At 72.2% G+C, this 20,289-nt stretch carries 19 protein-coding genes; 15 read left to right on the top strand and 4 right to left on the bottom strand.

The window, feature by feature from the left end; all coding sequences use genetic code 11:
• The first annotated feature begins 111 nt into the window (after positions 1-111).
• From ABLE88_RS11480 to ABLE88_RS11470, 3 genes are all read left to right on the top strand, one after another.
• The gene (locus tag ABLE88_RS11480; protein ID WP_348831815.1) at positions 112-759 is read left to right on the top strand and encodes an MBL fold metallo-hydrolase; all 648 of its coding nucleotides are present in this window, start codon (positions 112-114) and stop codon (positions 757-759) included.
• A gap of 8 nt (positions 760-767) precedes the next feature.
• The gene (locus tag ABLE88_RS11475) at positions 768-1,454 is read left to right on the top strand and encodes a DUF1045 domain-containing protein (protein ID WP_348831813.1); all 687 of its coding nucleotides are present in this window, start codon (positions 768-770) and stop codon (positions 1,452-1,454) included.
• Positions 1,455-1,555: 101 nt separating this feature from the next.
• On the top strand, positions 1,556-2,569 hold the full coding sequence (locus ABLE88_RS11470; RefSeq protein ID WP_348831811.1) for a KpsF/GutQ family sugar-phosphate isomerase: 1,014 nt from the start codon (positions 1,556-1,558) through the stop codon (positions 2,567-2,569).
• Positions 2,570-2,587: 18 nt separating this feature from the next.
• Here ABLE88_RS11470 and ABLE88_RS11465 read toward each other — a convergent pair whose 3' ends face one another.
• Together ABLE88_RS11465 and ABLE88_RS11460 are read right to left on the bottom strand one after the other, a co-directional pair.
• Complete coding sequence (locus ABLE88_RS11465; RefSeq protein WP_348832180.1) at positions 2,588-3,355, bottom strand: N-acetylmuramoyl-L-alanine amidase; 768 nt, start codon at positions 3,353-3,355, stop codon at positions 2,588-2,590.
• Between the two features lie 35 nt (positions 3,356-3,390).
• The gene (locus ABLE88_RS11460) at positions 3,391-4,095 is read right to left on the bottom strand and encodes a TerB family tellurite resistance protein (protein WP_348831809.1); all 705 of its coding nucleotides are present in this window, start codon (positions 4,093-4,095) and stop codon (positions 3,391-3,393) included.
• Between the two features lie 366 nt (positions 4,096-4,461).
• Between ABLE88_RS11460 and ABLE88_RS11455 the strand changes: the two genes are divergently transcribed.
• The 7 genes from ABLE88_RS11455 to mraY all read left to right on the top strand — a co-directional run bounded on the left by ABLE88_RS11455 (position 4,462) and on the right by mraY (position 12,586).
• Positions 4,462-4,935 carry a division/cell wall cluster transcriptional repressor MraZ gene (locus tag ABLE88_RS11455; RefSeq protein WP_348831808.1) on the top strand — a complete coding sequence of 158 codons (474 nt, stop codon included), beginning with the start codon at positions 4,462-4,464 and terminating at the stop codon, positions 4,933-4,935.
• Positions 4,932-5,969: a 16S rRNA (cytosine(1402)-N(4))-methyltransferase RsmH gene (gene rsmH, locus ABLE88_RS11450; RefSeq protein WP_348831806.1), complete on the top strand. Its 1,038-nt coding sequence runs from the start codon at positions 4,932-4,934 to the stop codon at positions 5,967-5,969. Before ABLE88_RS11455 ends, rsmH begins: the two co-directional genes overlap by 4 nt.
• A 5-nt stretch (positions 5,970-5,974) precedes the next feature.
• Positions 5,975-6,550: a cell division protein FtsL gene (gene ftsL, locus ABLE88_RS11445; protein WP_348831804.1), complete on the top strand. Its 576-nt coding sequence runs from the start codon at positions 5,975-5,977 to the stop codon at positions 6,548-6,550.
• An 11-nt stretch (positions 6,551-6,561) separates the two neighbouring features.
• Positions 6,562-8,466: a peptidoglycan D,D-transpeptidase FtsI family protein gene (locus ABLE88_RS11440; RefSeq protein WP_348831802.1), complete on the top strand. Its 1,905-nt coding sequence runs from the start codon at positions 6,562-6,564 to the stop codon at positions 8,464-8,466.
• 91 nt (positions 8,467-8,557) lie between these two features.
• Positions 8,558-10,024 (top strand): UDP-N-acetylmuramoyl-L-alanyl-D-glutamate--2,6-diaminopimelate ligase, encoded by a 1,467-nt coding sequence (locus ABLE88_RS11435; RefSeq protein WP_348831800.1) that lies wholly within the window; start codon positions 8,558-8,560, stop codon positions 10,022-10,024.
• A 20-nt stretch (positions 10,025-10,044) separates the two neighbouring features.
• On the top strand, positions 10,045-11,493 hold the full coding sequence (locus tag ABLE88_RS11430) for a UDP-N-acetylmuramoylalanyl-D-glutamyl-2,6-diaminopimelate--D-alanyl-D-alanine ligase (protein WP_510182892.1): 1,449 nt from the start codon (positions 10,045-10,047) through the stop codon (positions 11,491-11,493).
• Between the two features lie 7 nt (positions 11,494-11,500).
• Entirely contained in the window at positions 11,501-12,586 is a 1,086-nt protein-coding gene (gene mraY, locus ABLE88_RS11425) for a phospho-N-acetylmuramoyl-pentapeptide-transferase (RefSeq protein WP_348831797.1), read from the top strand.
• Between the two features lie 72 nt (positions 12,587-12,658).
• Here the strand turns inward: mraY and ABLE88_RS11420 are convergent, their stop codons facing one another.
• Positions 12,659-14,008 carry an MFS transporter gene (locus ABLE88_RS11420; protein ID WP_348831795.1) on the bottom strand — a complete coding sequence of 450 codons (1,350 nt, stop codon included), beginning with the start codon at positions 14,006-14,008 and terminating at the stop codon, positions 12,659-12,661.
• A gap of 456 nt (positions 14,009-14,464) precedes the next feature.
• On the opposite strand from ABLE88_RS11420, the gene ABLE88_RS11415 reads away from it, so the two are divergent.
• The 3 genes from ABLE88_RS11415 (at position 14,465) to ABLE88_RS11405 (ending at position 17,653) form a co-directional block, all read left to right on the top strand.
• A complete protein-coding gene (locus ABLE88_RS11415) occupies positions 14,465-15,793 on the top strand; it encodes a D-alanyl-D-alanine carboxypeptidase family protein (RefSeq protein WP_348831794.1) in 1,329 nt (442 codons plus the stop codon).
• Between the two features lie 94 nt (positions 15,794-15,887).
• Positions 15,888-17,048: a CobW family GTP-binding protein gene (locus tag ABLE88_RS11410; protein ID WP_348831792.1), complete on the top strand. Its 1,161-nt coding sequence runs from the start codon at positions 15,888-15,890 to the stop codon at positions 17,046-17,048.
• An 11-nt stretch (positions 17,049-17,059) separates the two neighbouring features.
• Complete coding sequence (locus ABLE88_RS11405) at positions 17,060-17,653, top strand: DUF924 family protein (RefSeq protein WP_348831790.1); 594 nt, start codon at positions 17,060-17,062, stop codon at positions 17,651-17,653.
• Here ABLE88_RS11405 and ABLE88_RS11400 read toward each other — a convergent pair.
• The gene (locus ABLE88_RS11400; RefSeq protein WP_348831788.1) at positions 17,643-18,863 is read right to left on the bottom strand and encodes a TIGR03862 family flavoprotein; all 1,221 of its coding nucleotides are present in this window, start codon (positions 18,861-18,863) and stop codon (positions 17,643-17,645) included. The two genes, ABLE88_RS11405 and ABLE88_RS11400, sit on opposite strands and share 11 nt — an antisense overlap.
• Before the next feature lie 116 nt (positions 18,864-18,979).
• On the opposite strand from ABLE88_RS11400, the gene ABLE88_RS11395 reads away from it, so the two are divergent.
• Together ABLE88_RS11395 and rpmH are read left to right on the top strand one after the other, a co-directional pair.
• Positions 18,980-19,960 (top strand): alpha/beta hydrolase, encoded by a 981-nt coding sequence (locus ABLE88_RS11395; RefSeq protein WP_348831786.1) that lies wholly within the window; start codon positions 18,980-18,982, stop codon positions 19,958-19,960.
• 191 nt (positions 19,961-20,151) lie between these two features.
• Entirely contained in the window at positions 20,152-20,286 is a 135-nt protein-coding gene (rpmH, locus tag ABLE88_RS11390) for a 50S ribosomal protein L34 (RefSeq protein ID WP_348831784.1), read from the top strand.
• The last annotated feature ends 3 nt before the right edge of the window (positions 20,287-20,289 follow it).

Here is a 20,289-nt window from a genome sequence, read left to right as displayed (position 1 = left end):
GGATGCGCCCCGGCGCGGGAACGACTATCTAAGGCGGGACGGCCGCGCAGCGGCACCCGCCTTCCGCCGGGCCCCTCAGGGCGCCCCGGACCAGCCTTCCAAGGACCCTTCATGGACCAGCAGCCGATCCAGATCGCCATTATCCCCGTCACGCCGTTCCAGCAGAACGCCTCCATCGTCTGGTGCACCAAGACCATGAAGGGCGCGGTGGTGGACCCCGGCGGCGACCTCGACAAGATCCGCGCCGCCATCACCGAGACCGGGGCGCAGATCGAGAAGATCGTCCTCACCCACGGCCATGTGGACCACGCCGCCGGCGCGGCGGAGCTGGCCGAGAGTCTGGGTGTGCCGGTGGAAGGCCCGCACGCGGCGGACCAGTTCATCATCGACGGCATCCCCGACATGGCCGCCAAATACGGCCTGGAGGGCGCCCGCGCGGTGACCCCGGACCGCTACATGGCGGCAGGCGACACGCTGACGGTGGGCGATTTGGACTTCGAGGTGCTGCACGTGCCCGGCCACACGCCGGGCCACCTGGTCTATGTCCATCGGCCGGCCGGCATCGCCATCGTCGGCGACACGCTGTTCCGCGGCTCGGTGGGGCGCACCGACTTTGCCTATGGCAGCCACGACCAGCTGATCTCGGGCATCGTCGAGAAGCTGCTGCCGCTGGGCGATGCCACCGTGTGCCTGCCGGGGCACGGGCCGCTCACCAGCATCGGCGACGAGCGGGCCACCAACCCGTTCCTGCCGCGCTGAGCCCGCCGATGCGCTACGCGGTCTATCTGGCCCCGCCCGCCGACAGCGCGCTCTGGCGCTTCGGCTGCGCCATCCTCGGCCGCGACGCGCAGACCGGGGAGCTGCCGGCGGCGCCGGACCTGCCCGGCTTCGACGCCGAGCGCTGGCGGCAGATCACCGCGGAGCCGCGCCGCTACGGCTTCCACGGCACGCTGAAGGCGCCGTTCCACCTCGCCCCCGGCGCCGCCGCGGCGGACCTGTGCGCCGCGCTCGCGGCGGTGGCGGGCGAGCACCGCCCGTTCGAGCTGCCGCCCCTGGAGGTGACGGCGCTCGGCCGGTTCGTGGCGCTCACCCCGCCGGTGCCCGTGCCGACCCTCGACGACATCGCCGCCTGCGTGGTGAAGGACCTCGATCCGCTGCGCGCGCCGCTGACGCCCGAGGAGCGCGCCCGGCGCCAGCCGCAGGCGCTGAGCCAGCGCCAGACCGACATGCTCGACGCCTACGGCTACCCCTACGTGCTCGACGAATACCGCTTCCACATGACCCTCACCGGGCCCCTGGACGAGGCCGAGCACGGGCACGCGCTCAACGCGCTCGCCGACGCCTTCGCCGCCTCGGGCGCGCGCCTGCCGGCGGAGATCATCGACCTTGCCTTGTTCATCGAGGACGAGAAAGGCGGTCCGTTCCGCCTCGCTTGCAGGTTCCCGCTCGGGTGACGTCGGCGGGCGAGAGACCATAATACCGCCGCCCCCATGCCATACCCTCGGGACGGAGCCGGCTCCCCTTCCGGCCCGAACGGTGCTATCGAGATACGACCATGCGTCCTACGGCCCATAAAGCTTCGGCGGACCCCGTGCCGCACATCCATTCTGCCGCCGTGGTGTCCGCCCTGTCGACGGTCGCGGCCGAGCAGGCGGGCCTCACCGCGCTCAAGACCGCGCTGGAAGGCCCGCTCGGCGCGGCCTTCGAGGTGGCGGTGGCGACGATCCAGAACGCCCACGGGCGGGTGGTCGTCACCGGCATGGGCAAGAGCGGCCATGTGGGGCGCAAGATCGCCGCCACCCTCGCCTCCACCGGCACGCCGGCCCATTATGTCCACCCGGCAGAGGCGAGCCACGGCGATCTCGGCATGATCACGCCGGACGACGTCATCGTCGCTCTGTCCTGGTCGGGCGAGACCGTGGAGCTGCGCGACCTGGTCGAATATTCGCGGCGCTTCGACGTGCCGCTCATCGCCTTCACCTCGAACCCGGAGAGCGCGCTCGCCTCCAGCGCCAGCGTGGTCCTGGCCCTGCCGGCGGCGCCGGAGGCCTGCCCGCACGGGCTCGCCCCCACCACCTCCACCCTCATGCAGCTCGCCCTCGGCGACGCGCTGGCGGTGGCGCTGCTGCAGAGCCGGGGCTTCACCGCGCTCGACTTCCGCCAGCTCCATCCCGGCGGCAAGCTGGGCGCAAGCCTCAAGTTCGTGCGCGACGTGATGCGCGGCGGCGACGCGGTGCCTTTGGTCGGCGGCGAGACCCCCATGGGCGAGGCGCTGGTGGAGATGAGCGCCAAGGGCCTCGGCTGCGTCGGCGTGGTGGACGGCGAGGGACGGCTGACCGGCATCGTCACCGACGGCGATCTCAGGCGCCACATGTCCAACACCCTCACCGCCCGCGCGGCGCGCGAGATCATGACGGCCTCGCCCAAGACCGTGCGGCCCGACCAGCTCGCCTCCGAGGCGCTGCACATCCTCAATTCGAAGGCCATCACCGCGCTGCTGGTGGTGGAGGACGCCCGGCCCGTGGGCGTGCTCCACATCCACGACCTGCTGCGCACCGGCATCGCCTGAGGCGCGCCCGGCTCCGCCTCACGCCACCGCCGGCGCCTCCCCCGGCCGCGCCGCGATGAGATCGCGCAGGGTCCGGACGGTCGAGGCGTCCGCCACGCCGTCCACCTTGGCGGGCCGGAAATGGCGCTGGAAGGCGGTCACCACGATGCGGGTGGCGTCGTCATAGGACCCACTCACCGCGATGCCGTAGCCGTAGAGCGCCAGCATGGCCTGCAGCGCCGCCACCGGCGGGCCGGCGTCGCCCTGCATCAGGAAGCCGCCGCCCGAGATGGGCGCCGCGGGCACCAGGTGCCCGACCCCGGCCGCATGGAGCCGGCCCCAGGGGAATTTCTCGCCCGGATCGTCCTTGCGCGCCGGCGCCACGTCGGAATGGGCCACCACCCGATCGGGCCGGATGACATGGCGCTCCACGATGTCGCGGCACAAGGCGATCACGCCGTCGATCTGCGCGTCCGGGAAGTCCGGCAGGCCGAAGGAATGGCCGCCGTTGACGATCTCGATGCCGATGGAGCGGGAATTGGTGTCGGTCAGCGTCTCCCACGACGACACGCCGGCATGGTGGGCGCGCGCCGCCTCGGGCACCATCTGCACCACCGCGCCATCCTCCAGCACCACATAATGGCTGGAGACCTTGCTCTCGGGGCTCGCCAGGAGGTCGATCGCCGCCTGGGCGCTCTCCATCCCGGTGTAGTGCAGCACGATCATGTCGATGGGCAGGGTGCGCTCGCTCACATTGGGCGAGGGCCGGAGCGCCACCACCAGGGGCGAATCGGGCGCGAACGGCAGGGGAGCCGCGCTCGGGACGTCGGCTTCGGAGCGGCTCATGACAATCCCCGCTGGCGGGCGATGGCGTCGTAGGCGGCATTGAGCGCGGCGACGCGGTCGGTGGCGAGCTTGACGGCGGCGGGCGGCAGGCCGCGGCCGGCGATGCGGTCGGGATGATGGGCCGCGACCAGCGCCCGCCAGTGCGCCTTCACCTCGGCATCGGTGGCGCCGGGGTCGAGATCGAGCACCGCATAGGGATCGCCCGGCCGGCGCACGTGCCGCGCCTCGATGCGCTCGTAGGCGGCGCCCTCGAAGCCCAGGATGCGCCCCACCTCGGCCAGGAATGCGAGCTCGCGCGGATGCAGCGCGTGATCCGCCTTGGCCACGTGGAACAGGGCGTCGAGAAGGTCCTCGCGGGTGTCGGGCTCGTCCGCGAACAGGTCCGCCACCTGCCGGGCATAGGCCTCGAAGCCGGCGGTGTCCTGCTTGGCGAGGTCGAACAGGCGGGCGACCTGAGGCAGCTCCTCCTCCGGAATGTCGAACACCTCGCGGAACGCCTTCACCTCGGCCTGGACCACCACGCCGTCGGCCTTCGCCATCTTGGCGAGCAGCGCGATCAGCGCCACCGAGAAGGCGGCGGGCTTGGGCGCGGGCGCCAGCAGGCGGTCGAGCGCATGGCCCGCGAGCGCGCCGACGAGCGCCCCGAGCGGCCCGCCGAGAGCAAAGCCCATGCCCGCCCCGCCAATCAATCCATAGGCCACGTGGTCCTCCAAAGATGCGCTGAGGAGCTACGGCGTTCGCGCGGGTTTCTCAAGAGGGCGGGCGTTCGGAGCGCAACGGGGAACCCCTCCCCCTTGTGGGGAGGGGCAGGGGTGGGGGTGTCGAAACCCCATCAGCAGAGGCGCCGTGACACCCTCCACCTTACCCTCCCCAGCAGGGGGGGTGTGGCGAACGGAAAGGGCAGGCTCACCTTCGACCGGCCACGAGGCACCCGCCCCCATCGCCATTCCATTGACGCCCATGATCACCCATGCTAGCCCATGTACACCCAAGACAGGATCGGGCGGCCCATGGCCGCCGCAGGGGTGCGCCGCGGGCGCGCCCGCCGAGAGAGGGCTTCGGGCGCCATGGACCGCTTCGTGTCCACCTACACGATGCGTCTCGACGCCAAGGGCCGGGTGTCCATCCCCGCGCCGTTCCGCGCGGTGCTGGCGAAAGACGGGGCGGAGAGCCTCCATTGCCATCCGAGCCTCGCCGAACCGGCGCTGGACGCGGGCGGATCGCGGCTCCTCAGCGAGATCGAGGACCTGATCTCGCGCTATCCGCCCTATTCGCAGGAGCGCGAGGAACTCGCCACCGCGCTCTACGGGACCAGCGAGAGCCTGCGCATCGATCCGGAGGGCCGGGTGGTGCTGACCGAGACGCAGAAGGCCCATGCCGGGATCGGCGACCAGGTCGCCTTCGTCGGCCTCGGGCACAAGTTCAGGATATGGGAACCGGACCGGCTCAAGGCCCATCTCGCGGAGGCCACCCGACGGGTGCGCGAGCTGAGGCAGGCCATCGGCTCCCGGGCGGAGGGCCCCAAGGGCACCACGGCATGACGACGGACGGCGGGGTCGGCACTCCCGGCGCCGCAGGCGGACCCGCCCGTCATCTGCCGGTGATGCTCGACGAGGTCCTCGCGCACCTCGCGCCGAAGGATGCCGGCCGCTACGTGGACGGCACCTTCGGCGCGGGAGGCTATACCCGCGCCATCCTCGCCGCCGCCGACTGCCGCGTGCTCGCCATCGACCGGGACGACAGCGCCATCGCCGCCGGCGCCGACCTCGTCGCGGCCGCGGGCGGACGGCTGATCCTCGCCCACGACCGGTTCTCCCGCCTCGACATCGTCGCCGCCCAGGCCGGATTCTCCCCGCTCGACGGGGTGGTGCTCGACATCGGCGTCTCCTCCATGCAGCTCGACGCGGCCGAGCGCGGCTTCTCGTTCCGCCGCGACGGCCCGCTCGACATGCGCATGGGATCGGACGGGCCGTCCGCCGCCGATCTGGTGGCCGGGCTGGAGGAGGCCGAGCTCGCCCACGTGATCTGGTCGCTCGGGGAGGAACGCCACTCCCGCGCCATCGCCCGCGCCATCGTCAAGGCGCGCGCCGAGGCGCCCATCACCCGCACGTCGCAATTGGCGGAGATCGTCGCGCGCGTCGTGTGGGCGAAACCCGGCGAAATGCACCCGGCGACGCGCACGTTTCAGGCCCTGCGCATCGCCGTGAACGAGGAGCTGAACGAGCTCGCCGCGGCGCTCAAGGCCGCCGAGACGGCCCTGAAGCCGGGCGGCCGGCTGGTGGTGGTGACGTTCCATTCCCTTGAGGACAGGATCGTTAAGACTTTTCTGGCAAACCGGTCCAAGGCACCGTCCGCCTCGCGCCACATGCCGCAAGCCGAAGGTCCGGCCCCCTCCTTCCGCCTCCTCGCCAAGGGGGCGGTCGAGCCCGGCCCCGAGGAGGTGGCGAGAAATCCCCGCTCCAGGTCCGCCAAGCTCAGGGCGGCCGAGCGCGTGGACGCCTCGGCGCATCCGGGCGGTGACATGGGGGGGCTCCTTCCCGCCCCCTTCGTGCAACGCCAGGGGCGGAGACGCTAGGACCGATGCTGCGGGTGGCCAACGTCGTGATGGTGGTCGCGCTGCTCGTGACCGCCGGTGTGGTGTATCACCTCAAATACGCCTCCACCTCCGAAGCCGAGCGGCTCGCCAGCCTGCGGGGGCAGATCCGCAAGGAGCGCGAGGCCATCGGCCTCTTGAAGGCCGAATGGGCGCGCCGCACGTCCCCCATCTACATCCAGGGCCTGGTGGAGCGGCATCTCGATCTGAAGCGGCTCGACGTGGACGCGATCTCGGACCTCTCCGATCTGCCCGAGCGCCCGCAGGGCGGCGACGACAAGATCGGCGGCATGATCGAGGCGCTGGTGGACGCGCCGCTGGTCACCTCCTCGGTGAGCAAGCCCGCCCCCGCCCAGGGCGCCGGCGCGCCGGGCCTGCCCGCCGCCTCGGCGCTGCGCCAGCCGTCGGCGCCGAAGCCGCCGCGCCCGCAGACCGCCCAGCGCGCCGCACCGCCGCCGCCCGCCGCCGCCCCCGAGCCCGAGCCGCAGCCGCAAAAGCCGCCCGGCCTGTTCGACGCGCTCGCCCCGCTGTTTCCGCCCGGCTTCCTGTCCGGCAACCGGTGAAGGAGGACGCCATGGCATCCGCAAGCCCGCTTTCCTTCGCCTTCGCCCTCGCCCGCTCCCTCGGCCATGCGCTCACGCGCGCCGGCGCACGGGGGGCAATCGCCGCCGGGCAGGTCGGCACCCGCGCCGGCCATGGCCTCGCGCGGCTGCTCAGGGTCCTTGCCGTCGCCGCGTTCGCGCTGCTGCGGGTGCTCGCCCGCGCCGCCTATGCCGGCGCGAGGACCCTCCTGCGCGGCCTCGCCGGCCTCGACCGGGGCGATCCGGCCACCATCGCCCGCGGGCGCCTGAAGCTGATGGTCGGCGTGTTCTGCCTCGTCTTCCTCGCCATCGCCGGCCAGCTGGTGCGCCTCTCGCTCAGTGATCCGAGCCACACCCGGCGCGGCGGCTCGGATGCCCTCGCCTCCGCCCGCCCGGACATCCTCGACCGCAACGGCGACGTGGTCGCCATCGACGTGAAGTCGCCGTCTTTGTTCGCCGAGCCGCGCCGGCTGATCGACCCCGACGAGGCGCTGGAAGGCCTCTTGAAGGTGCTGCCCGACCTCAACGTGAAGGAGGTGCGCGCGCGCCTCGGCTCGGGGCGCGGCTTCGCCTGGCTTAGGCGCGAGATCACCCCGGCCCAGCAGCGCGCCATCTACCGTCTCGGCCTTCCCGGCATCGGCTTCATCAAGGAGAATCGGCGCGTCTATCCCGACGGGCCGATCCTGTCCCACGTGATCGGCGGCGTGAACGTGGACAACCAGGGCATTTCGGGGCTCGAGAAATACATCGACAAAGGCGGCCTCGCCGACCTCCACCTCGCCGGCTTCGCCACCGACCGCCAGCAGGAGCCGGTGTCGCTCTCCATCGACGTCCGGGTGCAGCACGCGGTGCGCGACGAGCTGAGGATCGCCAAGGCCAAGTTCTCGGCGCTCCACGCCATGGGCCTCGTGACCGACGTGACCACGGGCGAGATCGTCGCCATGGTGTCGCTGCCGGACTACGACCCCAACGTCTCGGGCGACCCCACCGACCAGGCCTATCTCAACCGCCTCACCACCGGCGTCTACGAGATGGGCTCCACCTTCAAGGCGCTGTCCTTCGCCATGGCGCTCGATTCCGGCAAGATTTCCCTGGCCTCGTCGTTCGACGCCCGCGGCTCCCTGTCCTTCGGGCGCTTCCGGATCTCCGACTACCACGCCGAGAACCGGGTGCTGAGCGTGCCCGAGATGTTCCTGTTCTCCTCCAATGTCGGCACCGCCAAGATGGTGCTCTCGCTGGGGGTGGAGGCGCACAAGGCGTTCTTGAAGAAGATGGGCCAGCTCGACCCGCTGCGCACCGAGCTGCCGGAAAGCTCCTTCCCGATCGTGCCGAAGCGCTGGGGCGAGGTGAACTCGGCCACCATCGCCTTCGGACACGGTTTGTCGGTGGCGCCGCTCCAGGCGGTGATGGCGGTGAATTCCATGGTCAATGGCGGCTATCTCATCCCGCCCACGCTGCTCAAGCGCTCCGAGGAGGAGGCGCGCAAGGTGGCGACCCGGGTGCTGAAGCCGGAGACCTCCGACAAGATGCGCTATTTGCTGCGCCTCAATGCCGAGAAGGGCACCGCCACCAAGGCCGAGGTTCCCGGCTACCTGGTCGGCGGTAAGACCGGCACCGCCGAGAAGGTGGTGAACGGGCGTTACGCCAAGAACAAGCTGCTCACCTCCTTCACCGCCATCTTCCCCATGGACAGGCCCAAATACCTGGTCCTGGTGATGCTCGACGAGCCCAAGGCGACGCCCGAGACCCACGGCTATGCCACCTCCGGCTGGAACGCGGCCCCCACCGCGGGCAAGATCGTCGAGCGCATCGCCCCCATGCTCGGCCTTTCACCACGCCAGAACCTGCCCAATGCCGAGCAGATGCTGCGCGCGTCGCAGCGCGTGGGCATGCGCTGACGGTAGGGGAGGCGGCGCGCGGCGGGGCCGGCGCGACCTTCCCCCATCGGCGGGATGACACCCGCGCGCGAGGGTGCCAAAAGGAGCCCCGATGACCGTGACGACGCTGGGACATCTGCTCGAAGGCCAGGCCCGGATCCTCTCCGGCGCGGGCGAAGCCGTGCCGATTTCCGGCGTCACCGCCGATAGCCGCAAGGTGGAGCCCGGCTTCCTGTTCGTGGCCGTGCCGGGCGCCAAGGCCGATGGTGCCCGCTTCATTCCCGACGCGATCGCGCGTGGCGCGGCGGCCGTGCTCATGGAGCCCACGGGGGGGCTGATGGAGGCGCCGGGAGGCGTCGCCTTCGCCTTCGCGCTCGACGTGCGGCGCGCTTTGGCGCTGGCGGCGGCGCGCTTTTATCCGCGCCAGCCTGCAACCATCGCCGCCATCACCGGCACCGCGGGAAAGACCTCGGTGGCCTTCTTCCTGCGCCAGATCTGGCAGCGGCTCGGCCATCGCGCGGCGTATCTGGGCACCATCGGCCTCGTCGCGCCGGACGGCGAGACCTATGGCAGCCTCACCACCCCGGACCCGGTCGAGCTGCACGCCACGCTTGACCGCCTCGCCGGCGAGGGTGTCACCCACATGGCGCTGGAGGCCTCCTCCCACGGGCTCGACCAGAAGCGGCTCGACGGGGTGCGGCTCTCGGCCGGCGGCTTCACCAATCTCGGCCGCGACCATCTCGACTACCACCCCACCCTGGAGGCCTACTTCAAGGCCAAGCTGCGGCTCTTCACCGAGGTGATGCCGGCGGATGCGCCGGCCGTGGCGGTGCTCTCGGCGCCCTATGCCGCCACCGCCCTCGCCTGGGCCACCACGCGCGGGCTTCCCACCGTCGGCATCGGCGCTCCGCAAGAGGGGGCGCAGATCGCGGTTGATGCGATCGAGAGCGACGGCGCCGGCCAGATCGTCCGTTTCTGCGACGACGGTGCGGTGCGCCTGCCGCTCGTCGGCCGCTTCCAGGCGGACAACGCGCTGCTCGCGGCCGGCCTCGCCATCGCCTGCGGCGCGCCCCGCGCCGAGGCGCTCGCCGCCATGGCCCACCTTTCCGGCGTGCCGGGACGCCTCGAGCGGGTAAGCGAGGACCCGTCCCGGCTGGTGTTCGTGGACTATGCCCACAAGCCGGAGGCGCTCGCCGCGGTGCTGGACACCCTGCGCGCGGCGGTACCGGGCCGCCTCGTCTGCGTGTTCGGCTGCGGCGGCGACCGCGACACCGGCAAGCGCCCGCTCATGGGCGCCATCGCCAGCGCGAAGGCGGACGTGGTGATCGTCACCGACGACAATCCGCGCTCCGAGGACCCGGCCGCGATCCGCGCCGCGATCCTGGCCGCCGCCCCCGGCGCGCGGGAGATCGGCGACCGGGCGGAGGCGATTCGGACCGCCGTCACGATGCTGGAACGTGGGGATGCTCTGGTCGTCGCCGGCAAGGGCCACGAAACCGGCCAAATCATCGGCGAGCGAACCTATGCGTTCTCGGACGCTGCGGCGGTGCGCGCCGCCTTGGGGGAGGTTGGGGCATGAGCTCGCTTGGCGCAGGGGTAATGGCGGATGCCGGGGCGCCGGCGCGCGCGCTGTTCGCGCCCGAGCAGCTCGCGGCGGCCACCGGCGGACGGCTGTCGGGCGCGCCCGCGCCCATCACCGGCATCTCCATCGACACCCGCACGCTCCAGGCCGGCGACGCCTTCTTCGCCATCGCCGGCGAGAAGGCGGACGGCCACGCCTTTGTGGAGGCGGCGCTGGCCGCCGGCGCGGCGCTCTGCGTGGTGGCGCGGGAGAAGGCCGGGGCGTTCGCGGCCGACGCCCGCCTCCTGGTGGTCGAGGACGTGCTCGGCGCGCTGGAGGACACCGGCCGCGCGGCGCGCGCGCGCTCGGCCGCCGGCATCGTCGCGGTCACCGGCTCGGTGGGCAAGACCACCACCAAGGAGGCGCTGCGCCTCGCGCTCGCGGCGGACGGGCAGACCCACGCCTCGGCTGCCTCCTACAACAATCACTGGGGGGTTCCGCTCTCGCTCGCGCGCCTGCCGCCCGAGGCGCGCTACGGCGTGTTCGAGATCGGCATGAACCATCCCGGCGAGATCACGCCGCTGGTGAAGATGGTGCGCCCGCAGGTGGCGATCGTCACCACGGTGGAGCCGGTGCACATCGCCCAATTCTCCTCCATCGAGGAGATCGCCGACGCCAAAGCGGAGATCTTCGACGGCCTGGAGGCGGGCGGCACCGCCGTCCTCAACCTCGACAACCCGCTGTTCGCGCGGCTCGCCGCCGCCGCCAGGGCGAAGGGCGTGGCGCGCATCGTCACCTTCGGCGCGAGCGAGGGCGCGGACGTGCGCCTGACCGACGTGGCGCTCCAGCCTTTCTGCTCGGCGGCGGTGGTCGACGTGATGGGCACGTCGGTCACGCTCAAGGTGGGCATGCCGGGGCGGCACATCGTCCAGAACATGCTGGCGGTGCTCGCCGCCGCGCGCCTGCTCGGCGCCGACCTCGCGCTCTGCGCGCTGGCGCTGGCGCGGCTCAAGCCGCCGCCGGGGCGCGGCGTGCCGATCCGGCTCGCGGTGAAGGGCGGCCAGGCGACGCTCATCGACGAGAGCTACAACGCCAACCCGGCCTCCATGCGCGCCGCCATCGACGTGCTCGGCCGCTCGCCGGTGGGGCCGCGCGGGCGGCGCATCGCGGTGCTCGGCGACATGCTGGAGCTCGGCGAGGGCGCCGACGCCCATCATGCGGGCCTCGCCGGCGCCATCGTCGCCGACCGCATCGATCAGGTGTTCTGCTGCGGGCCGCACATGCATGCGCTGTGGCAGGCCCTTCCCGCCGAGCGGCGGGGCGGCTATGCGGTGCACGCGACGCATCTCGAACCCATGGTGGCGGCGGCGATCCGCGGCGGCGACACGGTGATGGTGAAAGGCTCCAACGGCAGCCGCATGGCCCCGCTGGTGAAGAGCCTTTCCGACCGCTTCCGCTCGGGCGAGGACGCCTCTCTCGAAGGATGATTGTTTCATGCTCCAGTGGCTCGCCTTGCTGCACCAGGAATTCACCGCCTTCAACGTGTTCCGCTACATCACCTTCCGCACCGGCGGGGCGGTGGTCACGGCGCTGCTGTTCGTGTTCCTGTTCGGCCCCGGCATCATCTCGACGCTGCGGCTGAAACAGGGCAAGGGCCAGCCGATCCGCACCGACGGGCCGCAGTCGCACCTGATCACCAAGAAGGGCACGCCCACCATGGGCGGGCTGATGATCCTCTCCGGCCTGCTGGTGGCCACCCTTCTGTGGGCGAACCTCTCCAACGCCTATGTGTGGATGGTGCTGATGGTGACCATGGGCTTCGGGCTCATCGGCTTCTACGACGACTATCTGAAGGTGACCAAGCAGACCCATAACGGCCTGTCCGGCAAGGTGCGCCTGGCCATCGAGGCGGTGATCGCCGGCGTCGCCGTGGTGGTGATCATGAACGCCGGCAAGAGCGGCCTGTCCACCTCGGTGGCGTTTCCCTTCTTCAAGGACCTGCTGCTCGACCTCGGCGTGTTCTTCGTGATCTTCGGCGCCTTCGTGATCGTCGCCGCCGGAAATGCGGTGAACCTGACCGACGGGCTCGACGGCCTCGCCATCGTGCCGGTGATGATCGCCGCCGGCTCGTTCGGCGTGATCGCCTATCTCTCGGGCAACGTGGTGTTCGCGGACTATCTGCAGATCCACTACGTGGCGGGCGCGGGCGAGCTGGCGGTGATCTGCGGCGCGCTCATGGGGGCGGGGCTCGGCTTCCTGTGGTTCAACGCCCCGCCGGCGCAGATCTTCATGGGCGACACCGGGTCGCTGGCCCTGGGCGGCCTGCTCGGCACGGTGGCGGTGGCCACCAAGCATGAGATCGTCCTCGCCGTGATCGGCGGCCTGTTCGTGCTGGAGGCGGTCTCGGTGATCGTCCAGGTGGTCTCGTTCAAGCTCACCGGCAAGCGCGTGTTCAAGATGGCGCCCATCCACCACCATTTCGAGCAGCTCGGCTGGACCGAGCCGCAGGTGGTGATCCGCTTCTGGATCGTCGCCGTGGTGCTGGCGCTGGCGGGGCTGGCGACGCTGAAGCTCAGGTGAGGGCGAGCCGGACCATGGAACATTGACGCGCCGTCTTGGCGCGAACCGGGGTCCTCTGGGCTCGATACCTCTCTAGCCGAGCGCCCGCCCGGATCGCCCGAGGGGCCCGCGCATCGCCACGAGGACCGCCAGTGCCACGAGCGTGGCCGCTATGACGGCGAACATCACCGCCGGACCGGAGCCGTCCAGGATCGGCAGCAGGACGATGGGCACGAGCGCCGAGCCGACGCGGTTCGCGGCCCAGCCGCAGGATATGGCTCCTGCCCTCTGATCCGTGGGAAAGAGCTCGGCGGCATACACGGCGAAGGCGGGAAGCAAGGCGGACGCAAGGACGCCGAAGGCGACGCCGCTCGCGGTCAGCGCGGGCAGGGAGCGGGCAAAGCCGAAGGCGAGCGCGACGATGGCCAGCGTCCCCGCGGACGCGACGACGAGGGTGCGCCGCTCCACGCGGTCGATGACGACGCTGCCGAGCAACGCGCCCGCGACCGGCCCGAAGGTGAAGACCCCCACGAGCAGGAGCGAATCACCGAGGCTGAAGCCGTGATGGACCAGCACGGCGCCGCCGAGCACCTGAAATCCCAGCACCGCCCACGGCGTCAGGAAGAAGCAGGCGACGACGAACGCCAGCCCTCCGCGGGACCTCGACGGGGACGCCGCCGTCCCGCCCTGCGGAGCGCCTTCGGGGCCCGAAGGCGCGGATCCCGCCGGCAGGTGCGCGACATGGTCCGGGCGACACCGGGATCCGGCGTCCGCCGCGCACGCGCGGGCCTCCCTGCGGGCGAGCCAATAGGGCGATTCCGGGAGCAGCAGGAACAGCAGGCTGCACAGGCCTGCGCCAAGGCTGCCGAGCAGGAAGCCCCAGCGCCAGCCCTCGATCCCCAACGGCGCCAGCGGCGTCAGCCCGTGCACGGCGAACACCAGGGCGACGGGCCCCAGGCCGGCGATCGCCACCGACACCATCAGCAGACGCCCGCGCTGCACCGGGGGCAGGAGTTCGGAGAGGTAGGCGAACATCAGCGGCGGATAGGCGCCGAGGGCCACCCCGCCCAGCAGCCGCAGCAGCGCGAGCTGGCCGACATTGGCGCTCGCGGCGGCGGCGGCCGACGCCAGCGCCAGCGTGACCAGCGCCGCGAACAGCAGGGCGCGCCGGCCATGGCGGTCGGCCAGCCACCCGAACGCCGGCGCGCCGATCACCGCGCCGGCATAGGCGGCGGCGAGCAGCCATGACAGCTCCGTCCGGGAGACGGCATGCGGCGGCGCCGAGAACACAGCCGACAGCACCCCTCCGAGCGCCAGCTCGGCGACGTCGACGGCAAGGCCCAGCGCGCAGACGAATACGGCCAGCAGGTGAAGGCGCGTGAGCGGAACGCGGTCGTCCGCTGCGGAAGCGGCCTCGGCCTGGCGTGCGATCTGTCCCGACATTTCGACCCTCGGCAGAAGCAGGCCGCCGCCGCGCCGCCGGGCAGCGCGCGGGGCCGGCACGGGGGTGCAAGCTTGGCAGTATGTAGCAGATCATGCGCCCGGGACGAAGCGGCCGGCGATCGGCAAGTCCATGCCGCGCAAAAGCCTGGCCCGTCCCGCCGCGCCGCCGCCCGCCGGTGGGGGGGCGGCGCCGCCGCCCCGGCAAGACCCGGTCCGGGCCCGCTTACCATGGCAAGGCACAGCTTCCCCAAAGTCGCCAGACCAGGAACGCCAGTGTTCGTGCAAGGTTGTAAAAATACGGCCAAATCATGACGCAGGCGACGGTGTATCTGCGCCCGGTTGTGCCCTGCTTTATCGCCGCGACATGCTGGTTACGGCTTTTCCGGGCTGCCGAAAGCGGTTAAGGAAGGACGAGAACATTCGGGGGGCTTCCACCGGAATCGAGGAGCCGTTGGGTTGGCGCGCACCACCTTCCTTCCGCCTGCCATGCGCACGTTTGCGTCCATCGGGCTTGCCTGCGCGGCGCTTTCGGTCGCCCAGCCGGCGGGCGCCCACCCCTACCTCCTGGTGGAGGCCGATTCCGGCCGCGTGATCGAGCAGCAGGACGCCGGCGCGCCCTGGTATCCCGCCTCCGTCACCAAGCTCATGACCGTCTATGTGGCGCTCGCGGCGGTGAAGGACGGGCGCGTCACCATGGACACGCCGCTCACCGTCTCGGCGCTCGCGGCCTCGCAGCAGCCCTCCAAGATGGGCTTCCAGCCGGGCACCAAGCTCACGCTCGACAACGCCCTCAAGATGCTGATGGTGAAGTCCGCCAACGACATCGCGGTGGTGATCGCGGAGGGGATCGGCGGCTCCATGCCGGCCTTCGTGGCGCAGATGAACGCCACCGCGCGGCACCTGGGCATGACCGGCACCCATTACGAAAACCCCAATGGCCTGCCCGATCCCGATCAGGTGACCACCGCGCGCGACCTCGCCATCCTCGCCCGCGCCATCATCTATCACTTTCCCGAGCATGAGATGCTGTTCCGCATCCCCGCGATCCGGATCGGCAAGCGGGTGCTGCGCAATTACAACCGCCTCATCGACCGCTATCCGGGCGCCGACGGCATGAAGACCGGCTTCATCTGCGGCTCCGGCTTCAATCTCGTCGCCACCGCCACGCGTGGCAACAAGCGCCTGATCGCCGTGGTGCTGGGCGCGTCGTCCGCGGTCGGTCGCAACGAAGAGGCGGCGGTGCTGTTCGAGAAAGGCTTCCAGCACACCTGGTCGATCTTCGGCGGTGGCGCCAGCCTCGGCGCGCTTCAGAATGCTGGCGGCCCGCCCACCGACATGCGCGACGTGGTCTGCAACGCCAAGCGCAGGGGGACGGCGGCGGAGAACGAGGACGAGCTGGTAGGCGCGCAGAACGATACCGGCTCGCCGTTCGCCTTCGCGGCGCCGGTGCAGATCTCCGGCGCGGTGCTGTTGCAGCAGCAGCTTCCGCCCTCCATGCCGCCGGTCCAGGTGTATGTGGGCGTGAAGGGCGCGCCGGTGGATCCCGATACCGCGATCGCCAGCGACAAGCCCAAGAAGAAGCCGGACCCCAAGCCGAGCGCGGTCGCCGCCGCGGCCTCCGATCCCGGCGTGAAGGAGGCGGCCAAGCCGGCCGCCAGCAAGAAGCAGGTGGCTCCCGCCGCACCGGTGACCGCCGCGGCCACGCCGACCACCAAGCCGAAGCCCAAGCCCAAGCCGCCGGAAAGCGGCGCCGCGCCGCTGCCGCCGTCCAAGCCCCAGGGCTGAGCCGCGACCGGCGCCGCGGCGCCGGACCGGCCCGCCCGGCGCGCGGCATCCCGTCGCCCCGCGCGCACGCGGGCCAATCATGCTAGATCGGGCCATGCCCGATCCCAGCGCCCCCGATCCCAGCGCGTCCAACCTCCAGCCGCCCCTGCGCAGGCCGCCGCCGCCTTTGCCCGTAACCGTGCTCACGGGCTTTCTCGGCGCCGGCAAGACCACGTTGCTCAACCGCCTGCTCGCCGACCCCGCGCTCGCCGACACGGCGGTGCTCATCAACGAGTTCGGCGAGATCGGCCTCGACCACCTGTTCGTGCGCGAGGTGAAGGAGGGGGTGGTGCTGCTCGCCTCCGGCTGCCTGTGCTGTACCGTCCGCGGCGACCTCGTCGCGGCCTTGGAGGACCTGTTGCGCGGGCGTGACAACGACCGCCTGCCGCCGTTCTCCCGCGTCATCGTCGAGACCACCGGCCTCGCCGATCCCGCCCCGATCCTGCAGACCCTCATGGGCCACCCTTATCTCGCGATGCGCTACCGGCTCGACGGCGTGGTGTGCGTGGTGGACGCGGTGAACGGGATGGCCACCCTCGACGCCCACGAGGAGGCGGTGAAGCAGGTGGCGGTGGCCGACCGGATCGTGCTCGCCAAGGCCGACCTCCTCGAAGGCCCGCGCGGACAGGCCGCGCGCGCCGCGCTGGTGGCGCGCCTGAATCGGCTCGCGCCCGCGGCCCCCGTGCTCGACGCGGCGGCGGGGGAGGCGGACGCGGCGCGGCTGCTGGAGGCGGGGCTCTATGATCCCTCCGGCAAGATCCCGGACGTCGCCCGCTGGCTCGCCGAGGAGGCGGTGGCCGCGCGCGAAGACGGGGGCCACCCGCACGACCCGAACCGCCACGACGCGCGCATCCGCGCCTTCACCCTCGCCACCGACGCGGCCATCCCGCTCGCCACGCTCGATCTGTTCCTCGAGCTGCTGCGCGCCACCCATGGCGCCAAGCTCCTGCGCATGAAGGCGATCGTGAAGGTGAAGGAGCATCCCGAAATGCCGCTGGTTCTGCACGGCGTGCAGCACCTCATGCACCCGCCGGTGCGCCTTCCCGCCTGGCCGGACGAGGACCATCGCACGCGCCTGGTGATGATCGTGCGCGACCTCGACCCCAAGGTGATCGAGCGCCTGTTCCACGCTTTCCTGGGCGTGCCCGAGGTCGACGCGCCGGACGCCGCCGCGCTCGCCGACAATCCGCTCGCGCCGCCGGGATTGAAGCCATGAAGGATAATGCCATGGGGGACGCAGACGCCCACGACCCGGCCGCGCGCCCTGCGGCCGAGACCGCCGCCGACGTGCTCGGCTTCTGGCTGGCGGCGGGGCCGGACAAATGGTTCGCCGCCGATCCCGGCTTCGACGCCGAGGTGGGTGTGCACCTGCTGCCGCTGCACGAGGCGGCCGCGGCGGACCGGCTCTCCGGCTGGGCAGGCACCGCCGAGGGCGCGCTCGCCCTCGTATTGCTGCTCGACCAGGTGCCGCGCAACGCCTTCCGCGGCACCCGCCGCGCCTTCGCCAGCGATCCCTCGGCGCTCGCGGTGGCCGAGGCGGCGCTGGCGCGCGGCGACGACGATCCCGCCCGCCTCGGGCGCTTTGCCGATCTGGCGCGCTTTTTCTATCTGCCGCTGATGCACGCCGAGGACCCCGGGCGGCAGGCGCGCTGCGCCGACCTCTACCGCCGCATCGGCGACGCGGACGGGCTGAAATACGCCTTGATGCACCAGGAGATCATCGACCGGTTCGGCCGCTTCCCCCATCGCAATCCGGTCCTCGGGCGCGTCATGCGGCCGGAGGAGCAGGCGTTCCTGGACGCCGGCGGCTTCAAGGGGTGAGGCGGGCGAGGACGCCGTCGGCCGCCGCCCGGCCGGTGGAGAAGCAGGCCTGCAGCAGGTAGCCGCCGGTCGGCGCCTCCCAGTCGATCATCTCGCCGCACACGAAGGTGTCCGGGCGGCCGCGCAGGGAATAGTCGCGCGCGACCTCGGACCAGGCGACGCCGCCGGCGGTGGAGATGGCGCGCTCGAGCCCGGACGTGCCGGTGACGGTGACCGGCAGCGCCTTCACCAGCCGCGCGAGATCCTGCGCGCCGCGCGGGCCGTCCGGCCCGAGCGCCTCGCGCACCAGGCCGGCGGCCGGCGGGGCAAGGCCCGCCGCCTTGCGCATGAGGTTTGAGAACGAGAGCTTGCGCGGCGCCGCGGCGAAGCGCGCGGCGAGCAGTTCGGCCTCCACGTCCGGGCGCAAGTCGACGAGGAGCTCGGCCGGCCCCGCCTGCGTCGCGCGGCGCAGGCGCCGGGACAAAGCGTAGACGGCGCCGCCTTCGAGGCCCTCCTCGGTCACGGTCGCCTCGCCGCGCACCTTGACGCCGTCGATGGCGAGGGCGATGCGCTTCAGCGGCGCGCCGGCGAAGTGGGCGCGGTAGGGCTCGGACCAGGACACCCGGATGCCCATGTTGGCGGGCGCGAATTCGGTGACGCGCACGCCTTTTTCGGCGAGCAGCCTTTGCCACGCGCCGTCCGAGCCGAGGCGCGGCCAGGAGGCGCCGCCGAGCGCCAGGACGGTGGCCGCCGGCGCCACCGTGACCGGGCCGCCGGGGGTCTCGAACAACAGCCGCCCGTCCGCGTCCCAGCCGCGCCAGGCGTGGCGCGCGTGGAATTCGACCCCCGATGCCGCAAGCCGGCCGAGCCATGCGCGCAGCAAAGGCGAGGCCTTGAAGCTCTTGGGGAAAACCCGCCCGCTGGTGCCGATGAAGGTCTCTTCGCCGAGCCCCTGCGCCCAGTCCATGAGTGCGCTCGGCGGAAAGGCGGCGAGCGCCGGCTCGAGGTGGCCGCTGGCGTCGCCATAGCGCCCGAGGAAGCGCTCGAACGGCTCCGAATGGGTGAGGTTCAGCCCGCCGCGCCCGGCCATCAGGAACTTGCGCGCGAGCGAGGGCATGCGGTCGTAGACCGCCACCTTGAGGCCGGCTGCGGCGAGGCGCTCGGCCGCCGCCAGGCCCGCCGGGCCGGCGCCGACGACGCAGACGAGCGGCGCGTCCTGCTGAGAGACCATGCGCGCCATTTAAGCGTGGCCACGGCAATTGGGAAGGGTGGAGTGGCGACTCACCTCGGCTATGCTGCCGAAGCCGCGCGCCGGCGCCCAGGCCCGCGCCCGATTGCCAAAGCCCGATGCACTCCCGCCGCCAGATCGCCGCCCTTCTCCTCGCCGGCCTGCCGGTGTCCGCCGTGCGCGCCGCGCCCGCGCTGCTGGAGACGGGCTGGCAGAAGGACGGGCTCTCGGGCAGCCTTCTGGCGCCGCGCCGTGCGCGCCGCGCGCTCGGCGTGCTGATGGTCGCCGGCTCCGGGCCCACCGACCGGGACGGCAACGGCCCCGGCCTCGCCACCGATCTCTACCGCAGCATCGCCACCGGGCTCGCCACGGCGGGCCATGTGGTGCTGTGCCACGACAAGCGCGGGGTGGGGGCGAGCCGCGCCCTGGCCGGCCGTGAGGCGGACATCACCTTCGCGCTGCTGGAGGCGGACGCGCGCGCCGCCCTGCGGGCGCTGGCGACGCGGCCGGACGTGCGCGGCGTGGTGCCGCTGGGCCACAGCGAGGGCGCCATGATCGCCGCCCGCCTTGCGCGCACCGAACGGGTGGCCGGCCTGGTCCTCATGGCGCCGCCCGGCCGCCCGCTCGGCACCGTGCTCCTCGATCAACTCGCGGCCTCCGGCCTGCCGCCCGCGCTCTTGGAGGAGAGCCGACACATCCTCGCCATGCTGGCGCGCGGCGACATGGTGGCGGGAGTGTCGCCGGCTTTGGCGCCGCTGTTCCGGCCCTCGGTGCAGCCCTATCTGGTCTCGGTCCTGGGGGTGGACCCGGCCGGCGACCTCGCGGCTGTGCCCGTTCCGACCCTGATCATCGCCGCCGGACGCGACCTCCAGGCGGGCGCGAGCGACATCGCCGCCCTGACCATCGCCCGGCCCGCCGCGCGACTGGTGCGCTCGAGGCTGCGAACCACGTGTCCAAGTCCGTGCCCGCGGGTCGGGCGGGCAACGCCGCCGCCTATGCCGATCCGGCTCTGCCGCTCGACCCCGGCGTGCTGCCGGCGCTGGACGGGTTCCTGGCCGGCCTGCCCTAGCGGCCGGCTGGCGCCGCGGGTTGCGCATTGACGCCGGCGCCCGGCCCCCCTATAAGCGCCCCCGAACTCAGGCGGCTCCGGCGGCCGGAGCCCAGCCCTCATTCCTCGAACCGATCTCGCCTGTCGAGCCGATCGAGCGGGCATCGGCGCAAGGCGCCGTGGCAGCGCCGCTGCTGGGGTCCGTGCCACCGCGGCGGCCACAGGAACTCCGGAGACAGACCCGTGAAGCGCACCTATCAACCCAGCAAGCTCGTGCGCAAGCGCCGCCACGGCTTCCGTGCGCGCATGGCGACCCGCAACGGCCGCAAGATCGTCGCCTCCCGCCGCGCCCACGGCCGCAAGCGCCTGTCCGCCTGACAG

This window comes from Xanthobacter luteus, from assembly GCF_040049235.1.
GTDB lineage: Bacteria > Pseudomonadota > Alphaproteobacteria > Rhizobiales > Xanthobacteraceae > Xanthobacter.
Note: the sequence above shows the minus strand (reverse complement) of the source record. Positions and strands in the feature narration are given on the sequence as shown.

What these genes read in the sequence shown, in the direction of transcription:
- ABLE88_RS11435 (WP_348831800.1), top strand. Translation starts at nt 8,558, where the DNA reads ATGACCGTGACGACGCTGGGACATCTGCTCGAAGGCCAGGCCCGGATC.
- mraY (WP_348831797.1), top strand. Translation starts at nt 11,501, where the DNA reads ATGCTCCAGTGGCTCGCCTTGCTGCACCAGGAATTCACCGCCTTCAAC.
- rsmH (WP_348831806.1), top strand. Translation starts at nt 4,932, where the DNA reads ATGACGACGGACGGCGGGGTCGGCACTCCCGGCGCCGCAGGCGGACCC.
- ABLE88_RS11470 (WP_348831811.1), top strand. Translation starts at nt 1,556, where the DNA reads ATGCGTCCTACGGCCCATAAAGCTTCGGCGGACCCCGTGCCGCACATC.
- ABLE88_RS11455 (WP_348831808.1), top strand. Translation starts at nt 4,462, where the DNA reads ATGGACCGCTTCGTGTCCACCTACACGATGCGTCTCGACGCCAAGGGC.
- ABLE88_RS11420 (WP_348831795.1), bottom strand. Translation starts at nt 14,008, where the DNA reads ATGTCGGGACAGATCGCACGCCAGGCCGAGGCCGCTTCCGCAGCGGAC.
- ABLE88_RS11440 (WP_348831802.1), top strand. Translation starts at nt 6,562, where the DNA reads ATGGCATCCGCAAGCCCGCTTTCCTTCGCCTTCGCCCTCGCCCGCTCC.
- ABLE88_RS11430 (WP_510182892.1), top strand. Translation starts at nt 10,045, where the DNA reads ATGGCGGATGCCGGGGCGCCGGCGCGCGCGCTGTTCGCGCCCGAGCAG.
- ABLE88_RS11405 (WP_348831790.1), top strand. Translation starts at nt 17,060, where the DNA reads ATGGGGGACGCAGACGCCCACGACCCGGCCGCGCGCCCTGCGGCCGAG.
- ftsL (WP_348831804.1), top strand. Translation starts at nt 5,975, where the DNA reads ATGCTGCGGGTGGCCAACGTCGTGATGGTGGTCGCGCTGCTCGTGACC.
- ABLE88_RS11475 (WP_348831813.1), top strand. Translation starts at nt 768, where the DNA reads ATGCGCTACGCGGTCTATCTGGCCCCGCCCGCCGACAGCGCGCTCTGG.
- ABLE88_RS11400 (WP_348831788.1), bottom strand. Translation starts at nt 18,863, where the DNA reads ATGGTCTCTCAGCAGGACGCGCCGCTCGTCTGCGTCGTCGGCGCCGGC.
- ABLE88_RS11410 (WP_348831792.1), top strand. Translation starts at nt 15,888, where the DNA reads ATGCCCGATCCCAGCGCCCCCGATCCCAGCGCGTCCAACCTCCAGCCG.
- ABLE88_RS11395 (WP_348831786.1), top strand. Translation starts at nt 18,980, where the DNA reads ATGCACTCCCGCCGCCAGATCGCCGCCCTTCTCCTCGCCGGCCTGCCG.
- ABLE88_RS11480 (WP_348831815.1), top strand. Translation starts at nt 112, where the DNA reads ATGGACCAGCAGCCGATCCAGATCGCCATTATCCCCGTCACGCCGTTC.